The sequence below is a fragment of the Zhongshania aquimaris genome (genome assembly GCF_019312595.1).
Lineage (GTDB): Bacteria > Pseudomonadota > Gammaproteobacteria > Pseudomonadales > Spongiibacteraceae > Spongiibacter > Spongiibacter aquimaris.
The window spans coordinates 1,408,802-1,428,737 of record NZ_JAHWDQ010000001.1 but is presented as its reverse complement, the minus strand read 5'-3'; the positions used below and the strand labels follow the sequence as shown (position 1 = coordinate 1,428,737).

Here is a 19,936-nt window from a genome sequence, read left to right as displayed (position 1 = left end):
AAATACTGGCTGATGTAAATACTAGGCCGCTAAAACAGAGGATTTTAAAATGAGTGAAGCATGGATTATAGACGCCTGCCGTACCCCGCGTGGCATCGGTAAATTAGGCAAGGGTGCATTGGCCGAAATTCACCCCCAGCAGTTGGGCGCCTGTGTGCTTAAAGCGATTGTTGAACGCAATAATTTAAATACCGCCGACGTCGATGACGTGGTGTGGGGCACTAGCTGTCAGCGCGGTCGTCACGCTGGCGACATGGGACGTATGTCGGCATTGGATGCCGGCTTTGATATTCGCTCTAGCGGCGTCACCCTAGACCGCTTTTGTGGTTCCGGTATTACCAGCGTGAACATCGCAGCGGCGTCGATCATGTCTGGCATGGAAGACGTGGTGATTGCTGGCGGTGCCGAGATGATGTCGAGCTACGGCCACGACAATGGCTTGCCGGAGATTATGGACAGTGGCAATTTGCGTTTGCGTGAAAGTCATCCACAGAGTCACCAGGGTGTCTGTGCAGACACCATTGCAACGCTGGAAGGCATTGATCGTGAAGCCTTGGATAGGCTGGCGGTAGTGAGCCAACAGCGCGCTGCCCACGCTATCGAGAATGGCTACTTCGAGAAAAGCGTTGTACCTGTCTATCATGAAGATGGCAGCTTGGCCTTAGATAAAGAAGAGTTTCCCCGTCCAGGCACCACGTTTGAGTCCTTGTCGCAACTCAAGCCTTCTTTCCCTGCACTGGCGGATAAAGAGCTGGACGAAAATGGCTTAACTTACCGCAAGTTAATGCAGAAAAAATATCCCGGTATCGAAATAAATCATGTTCACCATGCCGGCAATTCATCGGGTGTCGTCGATGGCGCGGCGGCGATTTTATTAGCCTCACCAGAGTACGCGACCAAGCAGGGATGGAAGCCGCGTGCGAAAGTTTTGGCCATGGCGAATATGGGCGATTGCCCAACCCTAATGCTAAACGCGCCGGTTGCCGCCGCTGAAAAAGCACTGAAGAAAGCCGGTTTGACGGTTGACGACATCGACCTGTTCGAAGTGAACGAGGCGTTTGCTGTGGTACTTGAGCGCTTTATCCGCAAGTTAAATATTGACCGCGACAAGATCAATGTTAACGGCGGTTCAATGGCGCTAGGTCACCCGATTGGTGCCACTGGCTCTATTCTGATCGGCACAGTATTGGATGAATTGGAGCGTCGCAATTTAAAGCGCGGTCTAATTACCATGTGTACTGCCGGCGGCATGGCGCCAGCCATCATTATTGAGCGTATGTGATTTAGCGCTCAATACTTGGAAGCGCCGAGCGCTTCCAAGATTCTGATTTTTATTATTTTGTCTTCACTTTTCAATTAGCAGGGCCAAGTGTAATGAATTTAAACCTTACTGAAGAGCAGCAGTTTATTCAGCAAACCGCAGCTGACTTTGCGGCCAAAGAGCTAGTGCCAAACGCCGCTAAATTGGATGAAGGCAAAGGCAAGGACGAATTCTTAGCTAATCTTAAAAAGCTTGCCGATCTCGGATTTATGGGACTAAACGTCGGTGCGGACTATGGCGGCACTGAGGCGGGCACTATTGCCTTCAGTCTTGCTATTACCGGTTTGGCGCGCGGATGTGCTTCTACGGCCGTGACGGTTTCGGTAACCAATATGGTCGCCGAAGTCATTCAAGCGGTTGCCAGTGAGGAGCAAAAGAGCACCTACTTGCCAAAAATTTGCTCCGGCGAATATCTGGCTGCCGGTTTTTGCTTAACAGAATCTGGTGCAGGCTCCGATCCTTCAGGTATGAAAACCACTGCAGTGCGCGATGGCGATAGCTGGGTTCTGAATGGCTCAAAAGCCTATATTACCAGTGCCGAGTACGCTGGTGTTTTTGTGGTATGGGCGGTGACGGACAAAGACGCCCCGCGCGGCAAAGGCATATCGTGCTTCCTGGTTGAGCGTGAAACGGCTGGTCTGAGTGTCGGTCCCGCTGAAGAAAAAATGGGTCAGAAAGGCTCTGCCACCAACCCTGTGTACTTTGATGACTGTCGCATTCCCGCTTCGGCGCTTATGGGCACCGTAAATCGCGGCTATCAAGTTGCCTTGGGCGAACTTGCTGGTGGGCGCATCGGCGTCGGTTCGCTGGCGCTGGGTTTGGGTGAGGCCGCCCTGGACTACGCGCGGGACTACGCTAGAGAGCGCCAGCAGTTTGGTCAGGCTATTTCTAATTTCCAGGGTTTGCAGTGGATGTTGGCAGATGCCTATACCGAAATGGAAGCGGCGCGTTTGCTGTTAATGCAGGCTGCGTTTACCAAAGAGAGCGGTGGCGATTTTGGCAAGCAGGCATCGATGGCGAAATTGTTTGCCACTGAGGCCGCGAACCGCGCCTGTTACACCGGTTTGCAGATACTGGGTGGCAATGGTTATAACCGCGAATACCCACTCGAGCGTTTGGCGCGTGATGTGCGTATTACCAGTATTTACGAAGGTACTAGTGAAATTCAGCGCATGATCATTGCACGCAACGTAATCTAGTTTACGTTTTGCAGCCAAAGCTAGTTCGATAGCATTGGCTGCATTTTATATTAGTTTAAATAACGCCCTTCAGATATCCGCACCGACGTTCTCTTCGACACCTCAATCATTGAAACTGCATTGTCAGTTTAGTGACTGTTGCTAATTACGCGAATGAGCACGTCGCCGCTAATAGCAATATTTTGTAATTTCGCTGCGCGTTCGCGACCTTCACGGCTGGCGCGATAAAGGTGCGGTGTCATCACCAGTAAATGTTCGAACTGTTCAGCGCTGAGGGGCGCGCTGGTAAATTGCACATTAATGCTATCGCTAAGTTGCCAGCCCTCGCCGAGTGCGGCGCTAATGTCGGCCGGCGGATTGCGGCGCACGGTGTCGTAAATTTGGCTGCGCAATTCTATTAAATGTTCGGGGCCGGGGTCGGCCATCACAATGTGGCCGCCGGGTTTTAATACCCGTTTAAACTCCTCGAATACCGGAAATCCGAAAGTGCATAACACAATGTCTTGGCTGTGATCTGGCAGTGGTATTTGCCGGTTGCTCGCTACAAGTCCGTTGAGCTTGGGGTTGCGAATTTTACAGCTGCGCACTGCCCATTTCGAAATATCCAATCCCGTTGCGCACAGTGCTACCTCATTTTGTATTAAGGATTCACTCACAGCGTTTAGGTAGTAACCCTCGCCGCAGCCTGCATCTAATACCCCGAGCTGCTTACGCCCTTGGCAGAGTGTCGCGACGGTATTAGCCAACGCGATGGCAATTGGCTGGTACACCCCGCTATTTAAAAAATCGCGGCGCGCGGCAATCATTTCTTTGCTGTCGCCAGGGTCGAGTGATTTCTTATTTTGCACTGGTAGCAGGTTTACATAACCTTGTTTGGCAATGTCGAAACAGTGATTATTCTGGCAGCGCCAGGTATTGCCGTCTTGCTGTAACTCGCTCTGGTCGATGGGACAGAGCAAGTGGGCGAGGGGCAATAATGGCATGAGTAATCCGTGTAAAGTGCAAATTTTTGAAGACGCTAGTATGCCGTAATTCGAGTTCGATGGCTTGCTTATGTATTAGTCGCTCGCCACGGCACGACTCTGACACCAGTGGCGCAATGCTTCTATATGTTCACTCATTGTGACTGACAGCGGCACGGTGCTGGAGATTTCGTGAAGTATGTGTGCGGTGGTTAGGTTTTCATTGCGGGCGCTGGCAGAGTAGCGCGCGGCGACGATGGCCTGTTCAATCTCTGCACCGGTAAAGCCGTCGCTGGCGGCGCTGAGTTCGGCGCAACGAAAATCCTGAAGTGCAAAATTGCGTTTTTTAAGATGGATAGCAAAGATGTCCTGACGGACTTTCTCGCTTGGCAAATCCACAAAAAATATTTCGTCGAGTCTGCCTTTGCGGATGAGTTCAGGTGGCAGACGTTGAATGTCGTTGGCGGTGGCGACAACGAATACCGCCTGCTTGTGCTCTGCCATCCACGTTAATAATGTAGCGAGTATGCGGCGCGAGGTGCCGCCGTCGTGGGTATCACTGCCGATGCCTTTCTCAATTTCGTCGATCCACAACACACAGGGTGACATGGTTTCTGCCAAGGCTAGGGCCTCGCGCACATTGCGTTCCGATTCACCAAAAAACTTATTGTAGAGCGCGCCCATATCCATGCGTAACAGGGGTAAACCCCAGAGTCCCGCGACCGCTTTTGCCGCCAAACTTTTACCTCCACCTTGCACGCCTACTAGCATAATGCCTTTGGGGGCGTCGTCGCCGTGCCGGTTAAATGCCTGTTCTCGTTTGCTCAGCCAGTCCTTTAATTTAGATAGGCCGCCGACATGGGCGAAGTCGGCGGTGTCGTATTCAAAGCTTAAAACACCGTCCATATCGAGCAATTCGAATTTGGCTTTGTTCACCGCCGCGATGTCGGAATGGGTGATGGCGCCGTCTTGAAAAATAGCGCCACGTGCCAATTTTCTTGCGTCTTCCAGTGGAAGACCGCGCAAATTGTTAATGAGTTTGTCTAGCGCGTCGCGGTCAGTTTTGACTTTGCGGCCTTTGCTGGCGGTGAACTCCTGCGCTTCTTTGTAAACTGCGGCGCGCAATTTGTGGTCTTCTGGCATCGATAAGTTAAAGCGCGCGCTATGCCGTTTGAATTCGCTGGGAATGTCGATGGCATGGCTTACTAAGATTAGCGTTTGGCCGGTTTCCTCGGCGTCTAATGCGATGTCTTTTATGAGGCGGATGATACGCGGTTCATCATTTAAAAAAGGATGGATATCACAGAGCGCATACATGCCCGCGAGCTTGCCGCTGCGAATATGTTTGAGCGCCGCTTCGGGTTCGGCTGTTAGGGGCTGATTAGCGGCCTGGTCGTAATCACTGCGGCGCAGGCCTTCGGTAATCGACCATGCAAACACCGGTAATCCCAGTTGCATACCGAGTTTAGAGAGCAGCGTTAAGGCGCGTTTTTCTTCCCAGGTTTCAATGACGATGACGGGAATGCGAGACTCAATTATCAGGCGCAGGTCGTGGCTATCGTTCATGGTCGGCGAAATCCCTTCCTGGGTGGGTGAGTGTGTTTGCGACGCCCACCAGCTTATTCAGCCTTTCCCATTGTCGCAAGCGCGTTTTCCTTAGCTTGCGGTGTTACTTTGCCTTGCTTCGCCAAGGCAGGCAGCTTTTAATTCGTCGAAAGACGCTTGCAAACACTCAGAGTAAAACTCGGGGTCCGGCAGCATTTTGCGACAGGCGGTAAATGAAATAGAGATAGTGCCAACCTTGTTGAGCACCGAGCTGTAGATAATTTGGAACAAGCCGACGTTGGGGAGCAGCGGGCCGAAATTCATACCATCGACCATTTTGGCGCCGCAGAAATACAGCTGTTGGGTGGGCCCAGGAACGTTGGTGACCACGGTGTTGAAGATAACCGCCGCCTCGGTGAGGCCGGTTGCCGATGCCGCCCGCAGCGCGAGTGACAGCATGCCGCCGGGAAGCACATTGGTTACGTCGACTGCCATGCGCGGTCCTAGCGCGTCTGCATAGGCTTTGCTGCTCATCGAGGCGTCGTGAATCGCTTTTAGTCTGAGCTTGGGGTCGTCTATGTTGGAATGCAGCGACACCGTCATAAAGCCGACCATATTTCCCCCGCTGCTGTGCTCTTTGTCATTGCGAACATCGATGGGGCAACCGCTGACCAAGGTTTTTTCCGGCAGCGCATTTTTGGCAGCGAGGTATTTGCGCAAACCGCCAGACACGATGCAGAGCATGGCGTCGTTAATAGTGGCACCGGCAACGGTATTCTTTATGGCGCGAATATCTTCAAAGGCGAAGGGCACGGCGTCACACACGCGATGGGGTGAAATTTTGCCTTGGAAAATGGTTTTTTGTTTGTCTTCTAGTGTGGCGAAGTCCTGCTCTTTCTTGCCACGTCGAATTCGGCGCCAGGTAGGAAAGGCGCTGCCAATTAGGTTAACCGCTTGCATTGGCTTCTTAAGGTTATTGAATAGGGCTTTGCTCAACATTTGGCCGTCGGTGTATTTTTGTATAACTTTGGTCGACGCATAGCCGGGGTCAGCAATATCCGGGCTGAGGTCATGTAGCAGCGGAATAAAACGCGCACCGGTGGCGCCGTCCATCGCGGCGTGATGAACTTTACTTATGACTGCGAAGCAGCCTTTGGGGAGGTTGCGGACGCTGTCTAGTCCTTCGATGACGTACATTTCCCAAAGGGGTTTGCTCAAATCTAATGGGCGCGCATGAATACGTGAAGCGAGAATACAGAGCTGTCGCCAGTCACCTGGTTTAGGTAGAGCCATGTGGTGAACATGAGCCTCAATGTCGGAGTGCTCTATGTCTTCCCAGTAGGGTTGATCTAGTCCCATTGGCACTTTGCGAAGTCGCCTATTAAATATCGGCGACAGGTGTGAGCGGCTTTCCAGCAATTGCAGAATTTGTTTGAAGCGGACTATGCCGTCAGGCGCGGTGGACTGATCATAAATGCTCATGATTCCGATATGCTGCGGCATTCCCGCGGTCTCGGTATGAATGAACATGGCGTCTTGGCCGGATAGCTGCTGCATGTTTTTTCCTTATTGTGTTTTACTGCGTCAGCCTATAAGAGTCTGGGGAGGCTGGCAATCACAGATAAGGTGAAGAGTTGTCTAATCGCTTGTTAAAGCCCGCTCACGTTGTTGTAAAGACCAAAGGTGGGCGTATTGGCCATTGAGTTCGAGTAGTTTGGTGTGAGTGCCTTGCTCGATAATCTCGCCTTGCTCCAATACCAGGATATGATCGGCATCGACTACCGTCGACAAGCGATGTGCGATCACCAGCATAGTGTGTTCGCGGGCGATGTCGCGGATCGCCTCTAGAATCAAGCGCTCCGAGGCGCTGTCGAGGGAGGACGTGGCTTCGTCAAAAATCATAATGGGCGATTGTTTTAGGAGCGCGCGGGCGATGGCAACGCGCTGTTTTTCGCCCCCAGATAATTTTAGGCCACGCTCACCGACCAGTGTGTCTACCCCTTTGGGAAGGCGTGCAATAAAGTCTTCAAGATGGGCCATGCGGATGGCCTTATAAACATCATCGTCGCTGGCGTCAATTCGACCATAGCGAATGTTTTCGAGAATGGACTGATTAAATAATACGGTGTCTTGGGGCACGATACCGAGTGCGCGTCGCAGCGATGACTGATTGACGTGTTTAATATCTTGTCCGTCGATAAGAATTCGACCTGAGCTAGCATCGTAAAAGCGAAACAGTAATTTCAACAAGGTCGACTTGCCGGCGCCGCTACTGCCGACGATAGCGACCTTCTGATTAGCGCCGACCTTAAAGCTGATATTGTTGAGAATAGGGCGCTCGCTTTGATAGTGAAAACTGATGTTTTCAAGCTCGATGCGGCCTTCGCTTAATTGCAAGTCTGGCGCATTTTCGATGTCAGTGATGGTGGCTTTTTGGCGCAGCAGGGCGAACATTGCCTCTATATTTGCCATTGAGCCTTTCATTTCACGGTATACAAAACCGAGGAAGTTAAGCGGTACAAAAATCTGCATCATAAAGGCATTGATGAGAACAAAGTCGCCGAGGGTCATTTCTTTGGCGACGACTTCGCTGGCGGCCAAGACCATCGCTGCGGTCATGGCGGCGGCAATAATTAAGGCCTGACCGGCATTGAGCGCAAAGAGACTGAGGCGGTTCTGCCGGCGAGCGATTTCCCAGCCTTCGAGTTCATTGTCGTAGTGATTGGCTTCGTGTTGTTCATTACCGAAGTATTTTACGGTTTCAAAGTTTAACAGGCTGTCTACTGCGCGGGTGCTGCTGCGAGATTCCGCCTCGTTCGCGCGGCGGATAAAGCCCGTGCGCCACTCCGTAGCGAAGATCGAAAATCCTACATAGCAGATCACCGCGAGCAATACGATGGCCGCAAACCACATGCTGTATTGCCAACCCAATAAGCCGATGACCAAGCCAATTTCGATAAACGTCGGGACGATATTAAACACCATGAACCGCAGCAGAAAGTTGATGCCGTTGGTGCCCCGTTCTATGTCTCTAGACAATCCTCCGGTGCGGCGGTTGAGGTGAAATTCGAGATCCAGGGCATGCAGATGTTTGAATACGGTGAGGCCAACTTGGCGCATGGCGCGCTCGGTAACGCGGCCAAAGATGGTGTCGCGCAGCTCGCCAAACAGTACATTGGCAAATCGTAATACACCGTAAGCAAGGAGTAGCGCGAGAGGCAATATTAAAATGGCGGCTTGGCCGTCTTTGTCGAGTTGATCGACAATATGTTTGAGTATAAATGGCAGGCCAACGCTGGCGACTTTGGCGGCAATCAAACACAGCAGCGCAATGCCGATTCGAGATCGGAATGCCATTAAGTAAGGTATTAGTTCGCGCAGAGTAGCCCAACTAACATCTTGGTTCTGGGGATAGTTGGTGCCGTGGCGCATGTCGGGGATCGCTTGTTTAGTTTGAGTGTTATTGGTGTTGCTAGTGAATTATGTCATTTGGAAAACGATGCGGTTCTAGCTCATAGCTTTCAATTTTATTGCCGAGGGTGATTACGCAGCCTTTGTAGCGCTCGTGACCGGTCGCGGTGAATTCAAAGATATAGCGTCGCCACAGACTAAACTCGCCTTTGGAACTGCGTTTAAACCAGATGGCGCGAAGGGCGACGTGGTCGTCGAGCAATGCAAGTTGCTGAAGCTCTAAGTGTTTACGAGTCGCGCGCAAGGCGATTTCTCGTGTGCCCTGTGCCCGCCAAAAATAAGCGAGGAGGGCAAAAAAGCCAAACAGCGCGGTAACGTCGAAAAGGTCAAGCATGAATGAGGTTCCGCTGACATCGAGCTGGGTTGCTGTTTAGAAAATCCATGCAATTAAAAGCCACAGCACCAGAAAAAAACTAAAAAAGCCGCTCAGTATGAATTGTAGCTCGCCGAGTAGACCGTCGCCGGCGGCAACTGCAAAAATAACCAAGGTCACGACCGTGACGAAAAAGGCTGCTACCGCGGCGTCTTTCAGGCCGAGACCGGGACTGAAATGTTGGTCGATAAAGACCGACGCCAACGGGATGAACATGGCGACGGCCAAGCCGAGTAAGACAATCAACACCAGAGATATGATCGCTATTTTCAAGGCGCGTTTGCTGTCTTTATCGCTCGCGTTGTTCATTTTGTTAATGGGCTCAGCTCGCGTTGGATTGGCGCGATTTAACGAGGTCGCGGAATACTTCTGGCTTGGGCATGCCATGCGCTTGTATTTCGGGATTGTCACCGGCGGTGTAAACCGACAGGGTGCCCACGCCAAACAAACGATTGAAAAAAGACTGTTTGATTTTTACCGTGCGAATACCCGACACGTTCAGCTCGGTGCGTTCTTTGCTGAGTAGGCCCTGCTCAAGAACTATTTCATTATCGTTGATCTCTAAGCGCGTAGATTTGCAGCGCAAATACCAGACCATCAATATTATGATGCCAATGGCCGCCGGAATTAGAATGACGGCGAGGATAAACCCCAGCGGATTGTTGCGAAACATGGCGGGGTGTTCAGCGTATTGGCTTGTCACCGTATCACTCTCTCTTGATTTGAAGTTATCGTCGTATTCTACACGGATTATGGTGCGGTGCACTCGACTAGACCGGAGGGGGGATGACCACAGCACCGTAACGTGTATCAAACTCCACTGGCATGCGCCGCGGTTTGCCGTTACTCATGCGAATACACACTAGTTGCCAGTGGCCGCGCAGCAATGTTTTGCCGTCTACTTTGCGAAGTAGTTGGAATTGCCTTTCCATCGTGAGCTTGTGGTCGTTGGCACTTAGCCATGTCCCCATGATGCACTCGTCGCCGGTATAGGCCGAGAGGATATAGTCGTAGTCAGCGCGCCGAATTATCATTGCTGCGTCCAGGGATTTGTATTCTTCTAGACCTAATCCGAGGTCTAGCGAGTGCTGCCAACCAGCGTCTTGGCACCAGCCGACATACACTGCGTTATTTACATGACCGATAAAATCGATGTGTTGGTCCTGAACACGAAATTCTTGTGTGAACGGGTTCTCATAGTCCCAATTGAAGGGCGTACTCTGCATAGCTAGTTTCCATCAAATTCGACATTATTCACTAATTAGATATAAACCGCGATCTAGCGCAGCGTGATGATGCGTATATGTGTCTGGATCGGCGACTTAATAAAAATGTGATGCAGTTCTCGGTTTGGTGTGTCGCTTAGTGATGCTCCTCGGTTTTCCCTTACTTCAACTACTTCTCATATTTGTTCTACTGTCCTCAGCACGCACAGCAGCAAATGTAAGATGGTGGAGTGGTTTTAGCCTTGTTACAAAGCGCGTCATTTTGGGTAGATGTATCAGCGATTGTTACGCTAATTAACGGAGTACTTAGTATGAATAAAGTGTTTTTTAACAAGGGGCTTCTGGCCTTAACCCTCAGCGCCGGCTTGGTGTTGACCGGTTGTGGCGGCGGCAGTAGCGGCAACCGAGGTGGCCCTAGCGGTGGCGGTGGCGCGGAACAGCCTATAACCAATGGTTTTTCTGAGGTTGAAGGCCCGCTGGATGCGGTACAGCAGCCTCTGTCTGAACAGGTTTTGGCACCGATTGTTGCGGGTGCTGCGGGTACACCATTGGAAGGTCCGGTGAGCTGCGTGACGTCGTTTATTGTTACCGACGTCCTGGATATCTTAGATTCAATCCTAGTGAATGTTGATCCGGCTACGCTGCAAAGTGATCCGGCTGCTTTGTTTACTGACTCAGCGGCGAACTTCCAGGCAACAGTGACTGAGCTAGCGGCTGACTTACCGGTAGCATTGGCGTCATTGGCTGGTGAGAGTTGCACGGGTGGCGGCGCTGGTGGTGATTCATCTGACCCACTAGCGGCCTTAGCAGGTACGCCTTTAGCACCTTTGGCAGATGCTTTGGCACCAGTTCTAGAGATGGCCAATGGCGGCGGCAGCGGCGAAGCACCATCACCGTCAGTGTTGTTGACGATGTTGAGCGACGCGTTTAGCGAAGGTATTCAAACCATTCGCGATCAAGATCCGTCAGGCCAAATTGGCGGTGCACCTGTATTAGGTGGCTTGTTGACAACACTGGATACCGCCTTAAGCGACCTAGCTGCAGCTGGACTTGCATTTGACGATATGGATACCGATGCAGCATCGGCAGCATTGAGCGTCACGCTTGAAAACTTGCTGAACGGCTTGTTAATTGATGTGGTGCCTATCGGCTTTATCGAAGAGCAGGCTGATCAAGGCCCCGTTGTGAGTAGCCAAATTCAAGCCGCGACCGCAGCGCTAGCAGGCTTATTGGGTGGTAATTTTGGCGAGCTACCTGGCGGCGGTTTTGAAAATCCAGCCGATGCGCTATTTGGTCCGCTTAGCGATACGTTCCTGGCGGGGCTACAAAGTGCGCTAACTGACGGTTTAGCTGGCGGCGGCGGTGGCTCTAATGTGGGTGGGTTTGATGCTCTGTTAGAAGCACTCGCTCCGCTGCAAGCATTATTGTCTGCTGGCGGTGGTAGTGGCACAGGTGATGGCTTAACAGGTACGCCTTTAGACTTGTTGCTAACGCCTTTAGTGACTGCATTAGATGGCGGTGCGGGATCTTGCCCGCTGGCAGCGACGCCTCTTAGCGCCCTGTGTGATGTCGCATCAACCTTAACTGATGCAATCGGTGGCGGTGGTGGTGCGGATTTACTTACTGTGCTGCAGGGTGCTCTGACGACCTTGTTTGGTGGCCTAGCTCCTTAAGCCACAAACCTGTTTTAGATAGATTTAAAGCGGCCTTTTGGCCGCTTTTTTGCGTTTATCGGTTTTATATCGCGGCAATTTTTACTGGTGTTGCGCGGTATGTCCTTGTCTGTGCTACAAATTCTTCCTGCTTACCGCTTTCCTGTACTTTTTGCTTTGCTTACTCCTTGAGGGTCGTGCAAACAAAGTCGCTGCCACGCTCTAGGGTAAATCCATAGTTAAGTGTCGCCACTATTGAACTGTCAGGTGACATTCAACCTTCTTTATAAGCGCATGTAACTGGTCGAATCTGGCAGCTTAAATTGCTACACAATTTGCATACTTTGCGCAGTAATAACATAATCGAGCCGCCCGAGATGGTTTTGCGTCTCGCGGGGTGGAAAAAGTTCCATCATTTTTGAGAATTTTTCGAGCAGTAGTTTGATGATTTTGGTTTTATTTTGTCCTTACGGCTTGCTCAACTCCGAATGCGATGAAGGCAAACTAGAGAGTTAAGATGCGTGATCATTACAGAATAACAATAACAAATTACAGTGGTGCCAAGCACTACACCGTTACCCAGCTCATGCGCCGCTATATGGCCGGCTTTGGTATATTGCTCGGAACGTGCTTTCTTGGCGGTTTTTTGGCGATTTTGTTTATGAGTACGCGCTTAGGTATGTTGAATACCGAAGTGGCGGAATTGCAGCAATATCAGGCCAAGATCAAGATCGAAAACAGCGTTTTGATGGCGGAGCAGCGGCGCTTGCAGCAAACCGTTGACGAAAAGGTAGCGGCGCTGTCGACCATGACCGACGAGCTTGGCTCTATTGAAACCATGATCGGATTGACCCCCGACCCCGATATAGCCCTTTATCAACGGCTGGATACGGCTAGTCAAACTGCGTCTGAAAAGCATCACATGCTAAATGCTATTCCCAGTGGTTACCCTCTATCTAATGCTTTTGTGACCAGTCGCTATGGTATGCGTAATCACCCCGTGCTGGGCAAAATGGCCTTACACGGCGGAGCGGATTTACGCGCTGCGGTTGGTACCCCGGTTTATGCGACTGCCGATGGCGTGGTTGAGTGGGCGGGTATGAACTCAAGTGGCTTTGGCAATATGATCAAATTAAGCCATAACTTTGGGTTTGTGACGGTATTTGGCCATTTGAGTAAATCCTCGGTGGCGGTGGGCGACTATGTTCGCCAGGGCGATTTGATTGGCTACACCGGCAATACTGGCTTATCCAGTGCGCCGCATCTTCACTACGAAGTACGATACTTACATCGACGCTTGGCTCCGGGTCCATTTATGGAATGGTCCTGGGAAAATTACGATGTTCTCTTTACTCGCGAGGAGCAAATAAAATGGGATTCCCTGGCAAAAACTCTAAGAAAACAGATGGTGGTGCCCGAACGACGGTGGTCGCAGCTGGCACCACGCTTACCGGTGACGTCGAGCTAAACGACGATTTTCATCTCGATGGCATAATGAAAGGAAATCTGATTTCGAAAAATGACCTGATAGTAAGCACAAGTGGCCGTTTTACTGGCGATGTAAAAGCCAAGCGCGTATTGGTGAGTGGGATCTTAGATGGCAAAGTCGATGCCGACCGCTTAGAAATTGTCGCCTCTGGACAAGTGAGTGGTGAGATTAAAGTTCGCGAGCTGGTGATTGAGTCTGGCGGTCAATTTGTCGGCGCTAGCCAAGTAAAGAAGCATGACACCCCGCGTTTAACCTTTGTAAATGACGACGCGGCAAAAGCCCAGGAAGCATCAACGTCGTCAACCAATGAGAATCGTGCTAGCTAAATTAGTCTACGTTTAAGGCGCTGTTATTTGCGGCGTCTTACTCCCCAAGTCCCGGCAACGGATAAGTTTTTTTCATTTCGGTTTCTTTTAAGTCGTTTCTGCAGTCGCTAGGCCGTAAAATACGGCGTTTTGCTAGCGGACACCTTATGAATACCGAGCAAGCCTTAATTCAGCGTAGCGATTCTCGCTGCGAATTGTGTGCGTCCTCTGAACATTTGACGGTGTTCGCTGTGCCTCCCTACGATCAGAGCAATCCCAGTCATTGTATTATGGCTTGCGCGCTTTGCAGTGAGCAGCTGCTTGTAACTAGTGAGCTTGATACTAAGCGCTGGCATAGTTTGAAAGACACGGTTTGGAGTGCAGAGCCGGCGATACAGGTTTTGTCTTACCGTTTGCTCAAGCGTCTCGCAAGCGAGCCTTGGGCGCAGGATCTGCTGGATACTGTATATTTAGATGAAGAAACCCAAGCTTGGGCCGATGCCCTGAATCCAGCGGCCGTAGACGATGTCGAGCCCACTTTGGACAGCAATGGCGTTCAGTTAATGGCCGGCGACACGGTGGTATTGATCAAGGATTTGGACGTCAAAGGCACGAGCTTCGTCGCTAAGCGCGGCACCGCGGTGCGCGGCATCTCTTTGACGAATAATCCCGAACATATCGAAGGCCGAGTTAATGGTACGCGAATTGTGATAATTAGCGCGTATGTCAAAAAATCTAATTAGAATACGCTAAGATTCGGTATTGCTCAGTCAGGTGTCAACTTTGACGTAGGTTTTGTGCGGGGTGGTCGCCTAAAGATAGGCAACGCTTTACAATGACATTGGCTTTATTAATATCGTGTGGAATTCTCCGGTCTGTGCCGGAATAACGTGAAGGACATAATGAAAACCCCTAAACGCATACAACCGCTGATTGAAGATGGCATAGTGGATGAAGTACTTCGGCCATTGATGAGTGGTAAGGAAGCCTCTGTGTATGTGGTGCGCTGTGGCGACGAAATTCGCTGCGCAAAGGTGTATAAAGAAGCGGCACAACGTAGCTTTAAGCAGGCCGTTTTGTACCAAGAAGGCCGCAAAGTGCGCAATAGTCGCCGCGCACGCGCGATGGAAAAAGGCTCGAAGTTTGGTCGCAAGCAACAGGAAGATGCGTGGCATAACGCCGAGGTAGACGCGCTGTATCGACTAGCTAAGGCCGGCGTGCGGGTGCCAACACCCTATGGCTGTTTCGATGGCGTATTGCTGATGGAGTTGGTTACCGATGAAGAGGGTGGCGTTGCGCCGCGCTTGAACGATGTGTCGATGTCGGCTGAACAGGCAATCGAAGACCATGCCCTTGTGATGCATTACGTGAAACTGATGTTGGTTGCCGGCCTGGTTCACGGTGACTTGTCAGAATTTAATGTCTTAGTCGATGAATACGGCCCGGTCATCATTGATCTGCCGCAAGCGGTCGACGCCGCGGGCAATAATAACGCCCGAAGTATGTTGGGTCGCGATATCAATAATATGACCGAATACTACGGTCAGTATGCTCCTGAATTGTTAGCGACGCGTTATGCTGACGAGATGTGGGCGTTGTATGAGGACGGCGAATTAAACGAAGATACCCCACTCAGTGGCGAGTTTGAAGATAGTGGTGAAGCGGCAGACGTGGATGCCGTGCTACTGGAAATTAAGGCGGTTATGGAAGAAGAGGCCGAGCGTCGCGAGCGAATCCGCGAAGCGAATGAAGAAGATTAAGCCTGAAATCCAAGTAGTGTGGAGAAGCCCTAGAATCGCTTGGTAATATTCAAGCCTTTTTCGCCAAACCTGAGTGTCAGAGTGCCATCGCGGCTGCGGCGCAATTCGCTGAGGTCGCGATTTTGAATATTCATATTGCCAAGATTTTTCGCGCCCAGCTGCCCCCAGGCAAGATGAGAGTCTCTCGTTTTTTCCTGATGAAATTTCCCTGAAATAAATTTTTTCCAAAGAGTCTGTTCGCGCTCATCGGCGGCAACATTGCAGCTGCCGGCCATCATCCAGGTCGCTACAGCTGCGGCACTGACTAACTTCTTCTGCAGTTTTAACCACTGCGCGAGGCGGATAGGTGTTAGTGATTTTTGTTCGACGAGGACTTCGCCGAGTCGACGATTCTTAAGACTGTGCTCAGCTAATGCCGACTCCAGCTGTTGAGCTGTAATTTCGCCACTATTAAGCAGTAACTGCCCTAAGCTAAGCTGTAAGGTCTGCGTCAGGCTGCCGTCAGGCCTAAGTGCTTTTGCGTGAGTTGCTAACTTCTTTTGGAGTTCAAGCAGTGTTTGTTTCTCTAAGCGGCTGAGTATGTCGCGTTGGACAAGTACCTCACCAAGGCGGCGGCGACTCCATTGCTGGGTATTTAAGGCGTCCTGCAAGGTGCTGGCGGATATGAATCCGCCAGCGATTAACAGTTGACCGAGTGAAACTGGTCTCGCAGATGCGTCGCTAGGTTTTGTAGCCTTCATAGAGTTACGGCTCCTATTCCGAAGTTACTGCGGAATGGATGAGTGCATAGACAACTCTATTGTCTACATTGCAGTGCTACCTTCAATACGTAGATGGCGCAGCTTAGTTTCGGTGTTTGTTAGATGCTAGGGCGGGATCTTAGTTTTAATTTGGGTAGGGTTTTGCGGTGCAGAGCAGGTCGCATCCTTGCGTGACCTGCTGTTGAAAGGCTGTGTCAGCGTACTGACGCCTAGTCTTAGAAGCGGTATGTAACCTCTGCGCCGTAGGTGCGTGGCGGGCCTGCAAGGTAGCTGTCATGACCGAAACCAGCTTGCAGGTTTATACCGTAGCCGTCGTATTCTTTGTCCATCAGGTTTTTAACCCACAGCGAAATTGAATAGCTGTCGTCGCTGGCATGCCAGCTAGTTCGGGCATTGAATAACCAGTAGGCGTCTTGGCGAATTTCGCCGTAGCCGAATTGGTCATTGTAAGCGCTATACCACTGGTCATCTTGAAAATTACCATTAACATTGGTCGTTAGATAGCCAGCTTCTGTTACCCAAATATCGTAATCCAGCGAGATGCTGTAGTTAAATTTGGGTGCGGAAATTAGCTCGTTGCCGCTGAGATCGATGCGATCATCTGCGTCGGCAATGGTTTCAGTGTTCGCTAAAGTAAGTTCAGAAAACTCAGTTTCCAGATAACCAAACCCGATTTGCAGCGTTAGTTTTTCGGTTAAGCGCGCCCATAATTCCGCTTCAGCACCGGCAATCTTGGAACTACCGGCGTTTTCAAGAAAGTTCGAGAAACCGACGACGTTAATAAATTGCTGGTCGGTATAGTCATAGGAAAATAGGGCGGCGTTTAAGCGCATGCTGTTGTCTAGCAGATCAGCTTTGAAACCCACTTCAAAGGCGTCGATATATTCAGGAGACGCGTAGGCGGTTTCAATCGGTCGGGCAAGGTAGTAGGCGCCGCCATTGAAACTGCCGCTGCGGTAGCCGTGACTGGCGCTAATATAGACCATTACGTCGTCGTTGATGCGGTAATCAAGTCCTAATTTGCCCGTCCATTCAGCCTCGTTGGCTTCCAATGCCGGAGCGGAGTCAAGTGTATAGGGGCCGTGTGTGTAGCCTATGTTCAGCAGGTTTGCCAGTAAGGTCGGGTCTCCGAGGATGTCGATCAACTGTGACTGGGATAGTGGTAAAGAAATATATGCGTCATCGACACCAGTATTGTTTCCCGGCACATAGGTGCCCCGTGGGCTGCCGTCATAACCGACGCGAGAAATATTAAAGTAACTTTGCTCGTTGTCGTCTTTGGTGTAGCGCAGGCCTATATCCATGCCAAAACGATCGGTGAAATCAAAACGCATTTGTGAATACGCAGCTAGGCTGCTTTTCTTGGTTTCCATGCGCTGATCAAGCATGCCGTAGTCCAGTAGAAACGGATATTGTTGTGCGGTATCCGGTTTCGCTATGCCCACGCGAACATCCGGTGGCGTGTCAAAGATGTCATAAATATTATTCATGAATTGGTCTTCATAGCCGTAATAGAGACCGGCAATAATATTAAACATGCCGTCGAATTCGGATGAGAAACGCAAATCTTGACTGTAACCGATGGTGTTTGAGGACCAGGTAATCGTAAGCAGATCATTCGGTGAGCCGTCGGTGTCAGCCAGCTGGTAGTAGTCGGCGTCGTAGTATGAGCTTACCGATGTGATCGAGTAATTATCGCCAGAAAAAGTGATGGTTAGGCCGGCAATATCGGTGTTGGTAATAAGAGGGCCGACGTCGTTGGCTTCAGTCTCATGGAAATCTAAATTGCGACTTTCCCGCGAGTAGCCGTTGTAGTCGGAATTTGGTGAGCCGATTAGATCGGTGCGGCCTTCGTTGCGCGCGGGAGTACTCAGCGCGTCGTTACCAGAAACAGTATATTTAAATACCGCATCCCAGGTGTCGTTGGGTGCAAAATGCAGCGCCAAGCGCCCGCCGCGGAAATCGGTTTGGGCGCCATTTTCACCGCGGCCAACGATATCAACATAGCCTTCATCGCGCTTAAAACTGAGCGCGCCGCGGGCAGCTAAAATACCTTCTATCAGTTCGGTTTCCGCGCCAGCTTCGGCGCTGGTGGCGTTGAAGCTCCCCGCGCCCAATTTGACGTAATTGTTGGCTTCGCCACCAAATTGTGGGGTGCGGGTAATGATGTTAATCGCGCCACCCGTGGTGTTTTTACCGTATAGCGTGCCCTGCGGGCCGCGCAATACTTCTAAGCGCTCAATATCAAAAAAGTTAGCGCCGTGGCTGTATACCGGTGCGAGATAGGTTTCGTCGACGTAGACCCCGATTGGGCTGGCTTGGTTAGAGCTATAGTCAGACATGCTGACGCCGCGAATAGAGAAAATAGGCTGAATGTCACCGTAGGGGCCGCTGACCTGCATATTGGGAACTTGCGCGGAGATATCGCTGGCATTTTCGAAGCCGTATTTGTCCAGCTGGGTACCTGTTAAACCGGTTACTGCCACGGGAATATCTTGCGTACTTTGGCTGCGTTTTTGCGCCGTAACCAGCACCTCTTCAAGCATGGGTGCGGCGACAGCACAATTTACTGCACTAGCAATGGTAAGACAGATGCCAGCGTGTAGTAAGTGCCGGCGACTATTTTGTGTTGCTGAGCGACGTTGCTGCATGGACTGATCCTTTCAAGCGGTGACAGGTTGGTATTATTTAAGAATTTTCGAGCGTGGATAATGCCGAAATCCCTTTGCTATAAATTGCCATTTGGCGACTTATTCTTATCTTTTGACGACAGTGTGCCCGGTTATTATTCACATTTATGTTTTCTGAGAAAGCTGCTCATTGCTTTTAGAGCATAGCTTAGTGTTCTTGTTTCGTCGCAGTGTGGACGGCTTTTCTATAAACATTGGGCGTGACACCGAACCAGCGTTTGGCTGCGCGATTAAATGAACTCTGCTCTTGATATCCGAGCAGGCCTGCAATTTGAGCCATTGGCATTCGCTGTTCGGCGAGGAAGTTTTTGGCATCGTGTTTGCGTATTTCGTCAACTAACTCTTCGAATACATGGCCTTCATCTTTTAATCGACGTTGCAGAGTGCGCTGGTGCATATAGAGCTCTTTGGCCACGGTTTTGATGTTGCAGCACTGTGCTGGCAGCAGGCGGCTAATAATAAACCGGGTTTGTTCTATAAACGTAAATGGCGAGTTGCTACCTTTTTTAATGACGTAGTTAGCGATGATGTCGCGTTGGAAGGAGTCTGCGGTTTTAATCGGGAAGTCGAATTGTTCCGGGGTGAGCACCAGCGCATTGCAGTCCTGATTGAACAGTACCGGACAGCCGAAATGACGCTTGTAAATTTTTGCATCCAAGATTCGGTCGTGTCTGAATAAAATGGTTTCGGGCTTTTTTCGATTTTCGGTGAGCATCGCGTGTACGTTTGCCATCAAGCCAATGGACATTTCTGTGGTCTGGTGCCGGTATGGAAAGTCCGCGACGTTGATGTCTAGCATCAGGCGTGGAAAATTGGGTGCTGAGGTGTTGTCTAACGTCAGTTTTATGGCGGGGCTGTGGTGGGATATATAGCGAGCGATACAAAATAGGGCGTCGCGAACAGTGCTGGAGGCGCGTGCCATAATGGCGATCGGGCCAAGCGTCTCCAGATTTTGTGTTTTTGATAAGCGCAGTCCAAAGTCAGCGCACTGTAATTTTTCTGCGGTAGCTTCTAATAACTGCATTAAGCTGTGAAAAAAAATTAGATAGTCGAGATCACCCAGGCGTTCCGGGTCAATATTAAACTGTTTTAATAAGGGGGCCGGGTCTTCGTTGAGGCTGCGAACGAGCTCAGAGTAACCACTGAGCGCTGTTGAACGTACTAAGGGGCGCATAAGTGTCC

Annotated in this window: 18 protein-coding genes; 7 read left to right on the top strand and 11 right to left on the bottom strand. The window is 50.7% G+C overall.

Annotation, left to right across the window (positions count from 1 at the left end; all coding sequences use genetic code 11):
• The first annotated feature begins 49 nt into the window (after window positions 1–49).
• Together KXJ70_RS06535 and KXJ70_RS06530 are read left to right on the top strand one after the other, a co-directional pair.
• Window positions 50–1,282: an acetyl-CoA C-acetyltransferase gene (locus KXJ70_RS06535; RefSeq protein ID WP_219042619.1), complete on the top strand. Its 1,233-nt coding sequence runs from the start codon at window positions 50–52 to the stop codon at window positions 1,280–1,282.
• Window positions 1,283–1,374: 92 nt separating this feature from the next.
• Window positions 1,375–2,520, top strand: a complete 1,146-nt coding sequence (locus tag KXJ70_RS06530) for an acyl-CoA dehydrogenase family protein (RefSeq protein ID WP_219042618.1) — start codon at window positions 1,375–1,377, stop codon at window positions 2,518–2,520.
• Window positions 2,521–2,648: 128 nt separating this feature from the next.
• On the opposite strand, the gene KXJ70_RS06525 is transcribed toward KXJ70_RS06530, so the two are convergent.
• From KXJ70_RS06525 to KXJ70_RS06490, 8 genes are all read right to left on the bottom strand, one after another.
• On the bottom strand, window positions 2,649–3,503 hold the full coding sequence (locus KXJ70_RS06525) for a putative RNA methyltransferase (RefSeq protein ID WP_219042617.1): 855 nt from the start codon (window positions 3,501–3,503) through the stop codon (window positions 2,649–2,651).
• A gap of 75 nt (window positions 3,504–3,578) precedes the next feature.
• Entirely contained in the window at window positions 3,579–5,048 is a 1,470-nt protein-coding gene (locus KXJ70_RS06520; RefSeq protein WP_219042616.1) for a Ycf46 family AAA ATPase, read from the bottom strand.
• A gap of 90 nt (window positions 5,049–5,138) precedes the next feature.
• Window positions 5,139–6,584 (bottom strand): WS/DGAT/MGAT family O-acyltransferase, encoded by a 1,446-nt coding sequence (locus KXJ70_RS06515; protein ID WP_219042615.1) that lies wholly within the window; start codon window positions 6,582–6,584, stop codon window positions 5,139–5,141.
• 81 nt (window positions 6,585–6,665) lie between these two features.
• Window positions 6,666–8,459, bottom strand: a complete 1,794-nt coding sequence (locus KXJ70_RS06510) for an ABCB family ABC transporter ATP-binding protein/permease (RefSeq protein ID WP_219042614.1) — start codon at window positions 8,457–8,459, stop codon at window positions 6,666–6,668.
• 40 nt (window positions 8,460–8,499) lie between these two features.
• On the bottom strand, window positions 8,500–8,832 hold the full coding sequence (locus KXJ70_RS06505; RefSeq protein ID WP_219042613.1) for a DUF3301 domain-containing protein: 333 nt from the start codon (window positions 8,830–8,832) through the stop codon (window positions 8,500–8,502).
• A 36-nt stretch (window positions 8,833–8,868) separates the two neighbouring features.
• On the bottom strand, window positions 8,869–9,180 hold the full coding sequence (locus KXJ70_RS06500; protein WP_219042612.1) for a hypothetical protein: 312 nt from the start codon (window positions 9,178–9,180) through the stop codon (window positions 8,869–8,871).
• 13 nt (window positions 9,181–9,193) lie between these two features.
• Window positions 9,194–9,574 carry a PH domain-containing protein gene (locus tag KXJ70_RS06495; RefSeq protein ID WP_295874164.1) on the bottom strand — a complete coding sequence of 127 codons (381 nt, stop codon included), beginning with the start codon at window positions 9,572–9,574 and terminating at the stop codon, window positions 9,194–9,196.
• Window positions 9,575–9,641: 67 nt separating this feature from the next.
• Window positions 9,642–10,097, bottom strand: coding sequence for an acyl-CoA thioesterase (locus tag KXJ70_RS06490; protein WP_219042611.1), 456 nt, complete (start codon window positions 10,095–10,097; stop codon window positions 9,642–9,644).
• A 311-nt stretch (window positions 10,098–10,408) separates the two neighbouring features.
• Here KXJ70_RS06490 and KXJ70_RS06485 point away from each other — a divergent pair, with 311 nt between their 5' ends.
• From KXJ70_RS06485 to KXJ70_RS06465, 5 genes are all read left to right on the top strand, one after another.
• Entirely contained in the window at window positions 10,409–11,770 is a 1,362-nt protein-coding gene (locus KXJ70_RS06485) for a hypothetical protein (RefSeq protein ID WP_219042610.1), read from the top strand.
• Window positions 11,771–12,266: 496 nt separating this feature from the next.
• A complete protein-coding gene (locus KXJ70_RS06480; protein WP_219042609.1) occupies window positions 12,267–13,217 on the top strand; it encodes a M23 family metallopeptidase in 951 nt (316 codons plus the stop codon).
• Window positions 13,175–13,564 (top strand): bactofilin family protein, encoded by a 390-nt coding sequence (locus KXJ70_RS06475; RefSeq protein WP_219042608.1) that lies wholly within the window; start codon window positions 13,175–13,177, stop codon window positions 13,562–13,564. Before KXJ70_RS06480 ends, KXJ70_RS06475 begins: the two co-directional genes overlap by 43 nt.
• A gap of 146 nt (window positions 13,565–13,710) precedes the next feature.
• Window positions 13,711–14,286, top strand: a complete 576-nt coding sequence (locus KXJ70_RS06470; protein WP_219042607.1) for a PhnA domain-containing protein — start codon at window positions 13,711–13,713, stop codon at window positions 14,284–14,286.
• Window positions 14,287–14,445: 159 nt separating this feature from the next.
• Window positions 14,446–15,303, top strand: a complete 858-nt coding sequence (locus KXJ70_RS06465) for a PA4780 family RIO1-like protein kinase (RefSeq protein ID WP_219042606.1) — start codon at window positions 14,446–14,448, stop codon at window positions 15,301–15,303.
• Between the two features lie 29 nt (window positions 15,304–15,332).
• Here the strand turns inward: KXJ70_RS06465 and KXJ70_RS06460 are convergent, their stop codons facing one another.
• From KXJ70_RS06460 to KXJ70_RS06450, 3 genes are all read right to left on the bottom strand, one after another.
• On the bottom strand, window positions 15,333–16,043 hold the full coding sequence (locus tag KXJ70_RS06460) for a cyclic di-GMP-binding domain-containing protein, MshE-related (protein WP_219042605.1): 711 nt from the start codon (window positions 16,041–16,043) through the stop codon (window positions 15,333–15,335).
• Window positions 16,044–16,279: 236 nt separating this feature from the next.
• A complete protein-coding gene (locus KXJ70_RS06455; RefSeq protein ID WP_219042604.1) occupies window positions 16,280–18,715 on the bottom strand; it encodes a TonB-dependent receptor in 2,436 nt (811 codons plus the stop codon).
• Window positions 18,716–18,902: 187 nt separating this feature from the next.
• Complete coding sequence (locus tag KXJ70_RS06450) at window positions 18,903–19,928, bottom strand: AraC family transcriptional regulator (protein WP_219042603.1); 1,026 nt, start codon at window positions 19,926–19,928, stop codon at window positions 18,903–18,905.
• Between the last annotated feature and the right edge of the window lie 8 nt (window positions 19,929–19,936).